6 protein-coding genes are annotated in these 8,273 nt (G+C 32.2%); 2 read left to right on the top strand and 4 right to left on the bottom strand.

Going from position 1 to position 8,273, the window contains the following annotated elements; genetic code table 11:
- Positions 1 to 443: 443 nt before the first annotated feature.
- From DXA05_RS25260 to DXA05_RS25245, 4 genes are all read right to left on the bottom strand, one after another.
- A complete protein-coding gene (locus DXA05_RS25260) occupies positions 444 to 1,580 on the bottom strand; it encodes a glycosyltransferase family 4 protein (protein WP_157462244.1) in 1,137 nt (378 codons plus the stop codon).
- Between the two features lie 22 nt (positions 1,581 to 1,602).
- The gene (locus DXA05_RS25255) at positions 1,603 to 2,391 is read right to left on the bottom strand and encodes a hypothetical protein (RefSeq protein WP_284515705.1); all 789 of its coding nucleotides are present in this window, start codon (positions 2,389 to 2,391) and stop codon (positions 1,603 to 1,605) included.
- A gap of 185 nt (positions 2,392 to 2,576) precedes the next feature.
- Complete coding sequence (locus DXA05_RS25250) at positions 2,577 to 3,404, bottom strand: glycosyltransferase family 2 protein (RefSeq protein ID WP_008024048.1); 828 nt, start codon at positions 3,402 to 3,404, stop codon at positions 2,577 to 2,579.
- 1 nt (position 3,405) lies between these two features.
- Complete coding sequence (locus tag DXA05_RS25245; RefSeq protein ID WP_008024046.1) at positions 3,406 to 4,254, bottom strand: glycosyltransferase family A protein; 849 nt, start codon at positions 4,252 to 4,254, stop codon at positions 3,406 to 3,408.
- 180 nt (positions 4,255 to 4,434) lie between these two features.
- Here DXA05_RS25245 and DXA05_RS25240 point away from each other — a divergent pair, with 180 nt between their 5' ends.
- Entirely contained in the window at positions 4,435 to 6,777 is a 2,343-nt protein-coding gene (locus DXA05_RS25240) for a glycosyltransferase (protein WP_008024044.1), read from the top strand.
- Between the two features lie 74 nt (positions 6,778 to 6,851).
- Entirely contained in the window at positions 6,852 to 8,012 is a 1,161-nt protein-coding gene (locus DXA05_RS25235; protein ID WP_008024043.1) for a glycosyltransferase family 4 protein, read from the top strand.
- The last annotated feature ends 261 nt before the right edge of the window (positions 8,013 to 8,273 follow it).

Raw genomic sequence — 8,273 nt, 5'->3', positions numbered from 1 at the left:
ATAATATACCTGAAGTATATTACAAAAAGAAAGATTTACATTATATGCTATATTACAAAAAGAAAGATTTACATTATATGCTATCTCGCCAAAATAAAAGAGAAGCTCTTATTATAGGTGAGATTTTTCATTGATTAGGATATAATGTGAAAGTAGCCCTATTTAATGATTCCAAAGAATATGATGACAGTATGAATGAAATTAAAAGATTGTAAGTTTTATAACCTAATATTAAAATGGGGAAAGAAATACACAAATTGAAGTAACTCCTAAAACAGTTTCTCCAGCTTTTAGTTCACTTCAATTCGTCTGCTTAATATATACATATATTTTAGCAATATTCCGCCAACAACCTTGCTAATAATACGATTCTCATTTATTCGGAAAATATCCTGACCTAAAATGCAAAATCAATACATAAAAAAATATTCACGCAACAATAATCATTTAAGCACATTTCTCACAGCAGCCTCATAAGAAACATCTATTTTATGATAATGGTCATTAAAGATCGTAACACTCCCATTTATAATTCTCTGTAAACTTCTCTTTAATGCACTAGAATCATCTTGGGGTATTATTTCACCCATAGATTGATCAATTGCTGTTCTCGCCCAGCCAACATCTGTAGATACAATATAATTATTAAACCGATAGGCTTCCATCAAGACTAGAGCAAACGATTCTTCTCGTGAGGTCAATAAAAAAACTTTCGATCTATTGTACCACTCCCAAAGTTCCTTTTTATCATAAATTGGACCTGTAAATATCACAGAATTCTTTAAATGAGGATTATTAATATAGAACTCTTCAATCAGCTCTTTCAGATTAGGCTCAACAGGACCAATCAAGACCAATTTCCAATCATCAAAATTCACATTCTCTGCTGCATCTAGAATCATTTCCGTATTTTTTTCATATGTTCCGAGCCTTCCTACAGAGATTATTAAATTTTCCTTCTCCACACACTTTCGTTCCTTTATAGAAAATGAGTGAAGCAAGTCTTCATCAAAGCCATTACTTAGCAAAGCCGATTTATTCTTTAAACTAACCCCACAATATTTCCGTGTTTGCATTTTTTCATACCCTGTAACAGTCTCTATCGAAATTAAATCAGCCTTCTTCAACAATCGAGTTACCAAAAAGCGTTTCCACACTCCCTTAAATCCCCTTCCCTCCTCTAATATTTTTAAAAAATGGTCCAACCAAATTTCCCCATCACATTTAATATACAAGAACCCCTTAGGGTGTAACAGCTTATAAAAATTACCGATATAGAGAGTATTATCAGAAAAATGAAATTGCATCAATATATCTATTTTATGTGCTTCCCTCAATAAATAAACAAGAGCACTGATCCAATAAGACTTCTTACTTCTTTTTAAATACTCACGCAAAGGTTCAAGGCATATCCCTCGATATTTAGGGGGCAACTCCGCATGTGCCTTTTTCCGTGGATAAACAATAACACCTGATGCACCAACCACCTTACACCAATAATAAGGGACTAAAAAGACATCCTTTCCTAAATGAGACTCATCAACATTACTAAAGATCAACGCAAATTTTTTATCTTTCATACTCATTTCTTTCTGATTATACTCACCATAAAAGCCACTTGTCAAAATCGATCCCATATACTCGATTCTCATCCATGCACATTCCTAAAAACATTCCTGGATTAGAGCTATATGTTCCAACAAATAGGTCCGCATTTCTTAAAACCTCCATTGAAGCAAATAATTTCACTAGATTTTCCTTTTTATCTTCCATATTTAACTTCTGAAACTCTGCATGAAAATACCCACGCTCATTTAAACCTGTTAATGTATAAAAGCGCCAATGAGGAAAATCATTTCGCAAAGCCTCAATGATCAAATAATCATCTGTTAAGACAAAAGCTTCCCTAACTGTTGTTAGCTGCTCTGCTTTAGAAATATACCCAATACATTGTTCTAATTTATGCTCCACAAATTTATCCCCACCACGAATATGAAATCCAACATATTTATCTGGCAGATTCAACGCATCTATCATATTCGTTATTGCATCCTTTGTCTGTTCATTAAAACGATATATCAAATTATTAATAATATCTCCCCCTATCTCACGCAAATTTCCAGCAAGTCCTAGCTCTGGTATAGAGAAACTCATTCGTTCAAACTCCACATTCCTAAAATTAAAGAACAAGTCTGAAGTTAGATATGTATGTTTATGCCGCATTCTCCAATATAATATTTTTAATCGTTCAAAACCATGTGCTCCAAAAAAAGGATCTTCATACCTCATATTATACTTATGATGAAAAGAATCAGAGATCTCATCACAGAAAGGCATAAAAAAATCTCTCCATCCTTCCTTATACTTAAAATTCGCATCCAAAGAATACATAGAAATTTATATGATATTGCAAACAATATATTATAGCAAGTATCATATTATTAAACTCCGAGTAAAAACCAGCATCAGATCCTAAGTGGAAAATAAGCTCTTTTCGAAAAGTTCGATTCAATGCTTGATAACGTTCAAATGTCAATTCATTATTCATACATATCTTTTTTAGCGAAATAAAATATTCATTTCTTTTTTCTGCGAACTACAAAATCATCTATTTTTAACACAAACAAGAGCAACGGTTTAATACGATACTGAAGTCGGCGAGTCTTACTTAAACGTAAAAAGACATCTAGTAAAGGAAGCTTTTTCAATTGCTCTGCTTCTTGAAAATATTCACGTAAAACAGGTGAGAACAATTGTTTCAATACCAACTCCCTTTCTCTATTGCATTCTTTTGCTGAAAGAGAACTAACGCCACTTGTATCAAAATTACTAATCGTTCGTTTTACATGTCGATAAGAACATCCTTCCAGAATAATCTTCTTCACAAAAAATTCCCAATCCGAAACGATCTTTAAACTTTCCGTATAAAGACAATTGCGAAATAACTCCCTTTTAATAAATGTCGCAGGGTGTCCCAACGAGCGCTCCAAAAAATAATCCACTGTCAAGATATCAGGATAGATAAAAACTGTTTCTTCTCCATCCCCCCTCACAAAAACTAAATCCCCATAAACAATATCTTCCCCAGATAAGAAACCATGAATATCAGCTAACACGGCAGAATTGTTCAATACATCACCAGAATTCAAGAATAACAGATACTCACCAGAAGCCTTCTGTATCCCTTTATTCATCGCATTATAAATTCCTGAATCCTTTTCAGAACACCAGAAATCTATATACCGTTGATATTCTTGAATAACTTCTTTACTTTTATCTGAACTTGCACCATCTATAATTATATACTCATATTCATTATATGTCTGTTCCACAACACTTCGAATTGTTTTTTCCAATCCAGAAGCATTATTATAATTGATCGTAATAATAGAAATCTGTTTCATTCTACTTCTTTTTCAGGTTACCCTTTATATATTTATAAAACAAACGGCGATACCACTTATTTTTGTGCCGAGCAATTCGCGCTTTGCAATCTTCCAGCTCTTTCTCACAAAGAAACAATCGACGTAAAGAAAGAATTGCACTTCCATAATACAACGAATAACGTCTTATATGTTTCTGATAAATATAGTTCTCAACTTCCGCGATATTCTGAGCAGCGGTTACATTTTTAGAGACCGCCTTAATTCGATAAAAAAACAAAGGTTCTTGTATTTGATATACAACACTTTGCTCATCCAACAAGCGTATATAAAATTCCCAATCCTCTAATCCCAAATGCATATCTTCATCAAAACCACCAATGCGGAGCATATCGCTCTTTCTAAAAACTGATGAACAAAAAATCTCGTTGTTGACTAATAACTTTGCATAACCTTTATAAGATACTTGACTGTGATTAGTCGCTTCCCCAAAAAAGCCCCATTGACAATACACCAACAATGTTTCCGGATGATGAGTAAAATGCGACAAGGCCTTTTCTATATAAGTCTCCTCCAATTTATCGTCCGCATCTAAAGGTAAAATATAAGTACCTAACGCTTGTGCAGCTCCTATATTTCTTGCTTTAGAAACACCCCCATTTTCCTGAAAGACATATTTGAACCTTTCATCCTTCTTCACATATTCCAAAGCTATTTCTTCTGTACCATCAGTAGACCCATCATTTACGATGATCCCCTCCCAATTCTGAAAAGTCTGCTTTTCCAATGAATTCAAAGCATCCGAAAGATAAATTCCCTGATTATAACATGCTATAACAACCGAGATGATTGGAGCTTCTTCAGATTTCATTTTAATATTAAATAATAAACAACTTTCTTTATTTCAAATTTTAATTATACAAACATACGAAAAATAACACTAGCCCCAAACAATTACTTTAAAAACTGTCTTTATTCCAAGATAAAACGTAAGTTCCCTTGCCACTTCTATTTTTCTTCATACCTTTGTATCTAACAATTTTTACGCACTATGGATATCGATATTATAATACCCATTTATAATGCTTTTGATTTTGTCAAAAAGTGCATTGAAACAGTAATTGAGCATACAGATCTTACCCAGCACACATTATTGTTAGTCAATGATAAAAGCACAGACGAAAGAATATTACCCTTATTGAATTCTTTTATAAAAGAAAATCAATCGCTAAATATCATATTAATAGATAACAAAGATAATCAAGGATTTGTCCGAACTGTGAATATTGGCATGCAATATTCACACCATGATGTAGTCTTATTAAATAGTGACACTGAAGTAACCAGAAATTGGCTTTCCAAAATACAAAACTGCGCATATAGTAAACCTGCAGTAGCTACTGTTACTCCCCTATCCAATAACGCGACTTTAGCATCTGTACCTGTTTTTTTGGCAGAAAACACCATTCCTCCAGGTTTAAGTGTAGAAGAATATGCTGACATTGTCGAAAAATGCAGCATGAATTTATTTCCTGATATTCCTACTGCGCACGGATTCTGTATGTATATTAAAAGAGAGGCAATAGACGATCTAGGTCTATTCGACGAAGAAACTTTTGGAAAAGGATATGGGGAAGAAAATGATTTCTCATATAGATGTTTACAAGCTGGATATAGACATTTATTATGTGATAACACATATATTTATCATAAAGGAACCCAATCTTTCACTCAAGAAAAGACCAATTTGATAAACTCTCATCTACAAATATTAAAAGAGAGATACCCAGTATGCTTTGCAAACACAGAAGCTTTTGTTCAACAAAATCCGATCTCAGAGATACAACTGAATGTGCGTTATAACACAGATATGTATTCTAAAAAGAATGTACTGATTGTAATACATGAGTTCAAAGCGATCAACGAAAGGAACATCGGCGGAACAACATTGCATGTACATGATTTAATTAGAAACATGCGAAAGGAATTTAATTTTCATGTAATCTATTATTCTGTGGATGATTTCAGATACTATCTAACCTCTTATTTTTCATCTGACGAAATTACTGTTTCTCTAGGCATGTATTCTCAATATACAGCTTTAAATCTTTATAATGATGTTTTCAAGAAAGATATTGAGAGATTGATAACGGCCCTAAGAATAGATTTAATCCATATCCATCACTTAAGAAACATGTATTTGGATATTTTCAAAGTGGCACAAGAGAAGAACGTTCCCTTTATATATACAATGCATGATTTTTATTCAATATGTCCTTCGGTAAAACTCTTCGACGAGGAAACTTTTCTTTGTAATTATAACAACCAAAATGGATGTAGTTCATGCATATCAAAAAAGTTTAAACTGAATATTAATTTTATACCGTTATGGAGAAAAGAATTTTATTCGAATCTTAAATTAGCAAAGAAAATAATCGTCCCCTCTTCCAATACTAAGAATATTGTTTTAGATATATACAAAGACCTAACAATCGACGTAATAGAACATGGCTACAATCAAGCAAACAAAGAATCGAATTATTCTAACATAAAGAAAAACAAAAAAGAAAAGTTTAATATCGCTTTTATTGGTGGGATTTCAGAAGAAAAAGGTTTAAGATATTTAAAAGGGTTAATAGCTGAAGCTAGAAAATCCGAGATAACAATCCATCTCTTTGGAATGGCAGAAAATAAAAAATATAACACCAATAAACAAAATTATATCTATCATGGTGAATATTTACAGAAAGACCTACCTAATCTACTACTTGAGAACGACATTAAACTAGTATGTTTAATGTCCATGTGGCCAGAAACATATTCCTATACTTTATCAGAAAGCCTTATTGCTGAAATTCCTGTAATCACATTCGATTTAGGAGCTATAGCTGAACGAGTGAAAGCAATTGATGCAGGATGGATTTTCCCCATACACAGTACTGCAAAAGATATTTTTAAGTTCATTTTAACAGTCAAATCAAACATCGCAGGAGAATATCAAAAGAAAAAAGAGAATATCAGACATTATTTAAAAGAAATGAAGTCTGTAAAAGAAATGGCTGATGAATATGCAAGAATATACAATAAAACCATCAATACATTCCCTGTTTTAGCTTATGATACCAATGACACACAATCAAAGATTGAATTCTACAAAAAAAGCAGAGAACTCAATCCATCAAGTATAAAGTCGATACAAGAAAAGAAAGAATATAAACGCATAAAAAATATCATTAAAGGATCGGCACCCTTTAAACGCGCTTTTAGAGAAATGAAGCTCTATCGTGAGACCTATAAAAATAGCAAGTGGCGAAATAAAATCCTTTTCAAATTTATATGGTATAGAATTATATGTCTTAATACTTGTAGTACTTTTACCAAAAAATATTATTAGATAGTTCATCGTAAAAAGATGCCATACACATAACAAAAGAAGTCATAAACCAAATTCAATAAAGTTCCATCAAAATGATTAACGTCTTATACATAGCAGTAGGTGAAGGAGGCTCTGACCAAGCATTAATCACTTTAATTAAAGAACTTAAATGCAAAATAAGGCCTTATATCATATTAGGGAAATTAGCTAGCCAATCAACCATTGATAAATTGAAATCGGAAAATATACCATATAGTATTCTTAACTACGACTTCTTCTGGTATCCCTCAAAGAGAAATTTATGGAATTATATTACTCGTCCCATATATGCCCTTAAATTAAAAAATAAAAAGAAATTCTTTGCCAAACAAATCATAGAATTATCCAAACAATATAAGATTGATATTATCCATACCAATTCTTCTGCATATCAGTTTGGGGCTACTGCAGCCCAAGCACTAAAGATTCCACACATATGGCACCTAAGAGAGTATCAATCTTTAGATTTTGGACATTCACACGCTTACTCACTTCCATATTTAAAAAAACAACTACACAAATCCGGTAATTTCAATATAGCAATAACAAAAGGTATATATAATTTCTACCAACTAAAGGAGGAAAACTCGACTATTATTTACGACGGTGTTTTGAGGCAAAGTTATAAACCTAAAGAGCTTCCTAAAGAAGAGTATTTTCTATTTGTAGGACGCATCGTGAAAGAAAAAGGCATCTTTTCACTACTAAATAGCTATAAAGACTATCTACTAAGAGGAGGTACCTTCAAATTAATACTTGCCGGGAACTATTCTTCAAAGACAAAACAAAAAATTGATAGACTAATAGAAAAATACAATATACAAAATAATATTATGCTTAAAGGAATACTACCCACCAATCAAATATATGATCTAATGAATCGCGCAACAGCTTTAATCGTCCCATCACCTTTTGAAGCATTTGGCCTAATTACAGCAGAAGCTATGTTTAACAAATGCTTAGTTATTGGAAAAGATACTGCCGGAACAAAAGAACAATTTGACAATGGTCAAAGAAAATACAATAAAGAAATTGCTCTTCGTTTTACCAACGAACAGCAATTAACCACCCATTTAACAGATATAGAACAAAAACAGATACAACAATACACTGAAATCATCGAACGAGCATATAATTATGTTTCGTCATTATACTCTATTGAGAACAATGCCAAACAGATAGAGTGTCTATATACATCTATTCTTAGAACATAATTATTTATAAGACGTAAACAAAATTACATGCATTTACAATATCAATAATTATTTTATATTTATCTTTGCAAAAAAAATTAGGCCGTGCTATTTAACTCATTCGAATTCTTAGTCTTTCTACCAATAGTATTCTTATTATATTGGTTTGCTTTGTAACCATTCTATTTTCCGCCTTGACATAAGTTGTTAGCCGCCATATCTTTGCGCCGTAACCTTTAACAAGAATGATTATGGCAAAAGAAAAAGTAAACTATCAGGAGG

It is taken from the genome of Bacteroides sp. AM54-2NS (assembly GCF_003602935.1).
Taxonomy (GTDB): Bacteria; Bacteroidota; Bacteroidia; order Bacteroidales; family Bacteroidaceae; genus Bacteroides; species Bacteroides xylanisolvens.
Note: the sequence above shows the minus strand (reverse complement) of the source record. Positions and strands in the feature narration are given on the sequence as shown.

What these genes read in the sequence shown, in the direction of transcription:
- DXA05_RS25260 (WP_157462244.1), bottom strand. Translation starts at nt 1,580, where the DNA reads ATGAAAGATAAAAAATTTGCGTTGATCTTTAGTAATGTTGATGAGTCT.
- DXA05_RS25255 (WP_284515705.1), bottom strand. Translation starts at nt 2,391, where the DNA reads ATGTATTCTTTGGATGCGAATTTTAAGTATAAGGAAGGATGGAGAGAT.
- DXA05_RS25250 (WP_008024048.1), bottom strand. Translation starts at nt 3,404, where the DNA reads ATGAAACAGATTTCTATTATTACGATCAATTATAATAATGCTTCTGGA.
- DXA05_RS25245 (WP_008024046.1), bottom strand. Translation starts at nt 4,254, where the DNA reads ATGAAATCTGAAGAAGCTCCAATCATCTCGGTTGTTATAGCATGTTAT.
- DXA05_RS25240 (WP_008024044.1), top strand. Translation starts at nt 4,435, where the DNA reads ATGGATATCGATATTATAATACCCATTTATAATGCTTTTGATTTTGTC.
- DXA05_RS25235 (WP_008024043.1), top strand. Translation starts at nt 6,852, where the DNA reads ATGATTAACGTCTTATACATAGCAGTAGGTGAAGGAGGCTCTGACCAA.